General features: G+C 62.9%; 2 protein-coding genes. Both read right to left on the bottom strand.

The window, feature by feature from the left end:
- A partial coding sequence (locus tag VH499_RS00540) for an ABC transporter substrate-binding protein (RefSeq protein ID WP_332050720.1) occupies nt 1–819 on the bottom strand: 819 nt, incomplete at its 3' end.
- Nucleotides 820–947: 128 nt separating this feature from the next.
- Nucleotides 948–1,565: ABC transporter permease (locus tag VH499_RS00535; protein ID WP_332050719.1), on the bottom strand; the 618-nt coding region annotated here is incomplete at its 5' end.

Genomic DNA, 1,565 nt, shown 5'->3' with positions numbered 1-1,565 from the left:
CCGTTCCGGCGGCTGCTTGACCAGCTTGCCGGCGATCTGCGCCACTTCGGTATTGTTCTTCGGGTCGGCGAACCAGTGCTGGATGCGCAACGTATCCTCCAGCCAGTCGACCAATGCCGCACGATGCGCGTTGATGAACGGGGTGCGCGCCTGGAAGCTGACGAACTCGGATTTGCCGATGGCGTCCTTGGCCGTGAACAGGGTGGCGCTGATCTTCTGTAGTTCCGGGTCGAGCACGAACGGCAGGATGCCCGGGATCAGGTCGACCTTGTGCTCAGCCAGCATCGCCTTCATGGCCGGGAACGGCGCCTCGATGACGGTGTAGTCGCGCTTGTTCTCGAGACCGTGCTTATGCAGCATCGCCTTCATGGCGATATCGACGGCGCTGCCCTCGGCATTGGTGGCGACGATTTTACCCTTGAGATCTTCAATCCGCTTGATCGGGCCGTCCTTGAGCACGGTGTAGCGGATGGTCCAGTAACCCTCGACCCCATCCTGAAAGTCGTCGGCGATAACGCGGATGTCGTCGAGGCCGGCATTCTTGATGGCGATCGGCAGCGTCGAAAACGCGAGATCGCCGACTTCCACCTCGTTGTTGGCGACCGCGGTCACCATCGGCGGCGTGCCGGCAAAATGCACCGGCTCGAACACGTAGGACTGGCCGACATGCTTGGCCAAATCCTTCTTGTCGAGCCACATAGAGACCCAATTGGCGACCGGCGCGACCCAGGCGACGCGGATTTTCACCGGCTCCGCCTGCGCGCCCGCGATACCGAATGCCAGCAGAACGCCGCTCAACAGCGCGAACTTTGCCCGCATGGTCCGTCCTCCCTGGAAGGCTGTTCCTTCGCGCCAGCATGGGCGCGGCTGTTTTCAGGATTGTGGCCGCAAACGCCGAGGCGAGGCAAGCGTCGTTCGCGGTCAATCGGTCGAATAGGTGAATGCGATCAGGCCCCGCTCGGCTCCGCCGCTTCCTGGTGCCAGCTCAGCAGTCGCCGGCGCAGCACCGCCATGGCGCGGATCAGGAGAAAACCGACGACTGCGATCTCGACGATGCCGGCGAACACGCCGGGCGAGTTGGCAAAGCGCGAGGCGCTCATCATGGCGCCGCCCAGCCCATAGCCGCCCATTACCATCTCGGCGATGATCTCGACGATCAGCGCAATCGGCAGCGCCACCTGAAGGCCGGTGAGAATTTGCGGCGAGGCCGCCGGCAGCACGATCTGCCACATCAGCTGCCGTTCGCTGGCCCCCATGTTACGGGCGGACCACAACAGCTCTTTCTCGACCGCGGCGATGCCGGCTAAGGTCGCGGTGACGACCGGAAAGGTCGCATCGAACACCACGACGGAGATTTTCGACACGTCATAGACACCGAGCCACAGGATGATGACCGGCAGAAAGGCAATCTTCGGCATGGGAAAGCCGACCGAGATGATCGGATCGAAAAACCAGCGCACCACCCGCAGCCGCGACATCGCTGCGCCAAGCAGGATGCCGATGGTTGAGGCGATAAAGAAGCCGGCCAGCGCCCGATAGAGCGTGACACCGAGATTGCGCCACAG

The organism is Reyranella sp. (assembly GCF_036558665.1).
In the GTDB taxonomy this organism is placed as follows: domain Bacteria; phylum Pseudomonadota; class Alphaproteobacteria; order Reyranellales; family Reyranellaceae; genus Reyranella.
Note: the sequence above shows the minus strand (reverse complement) of the source record. Positions and strands in the feature narration are given on the sequence as shown.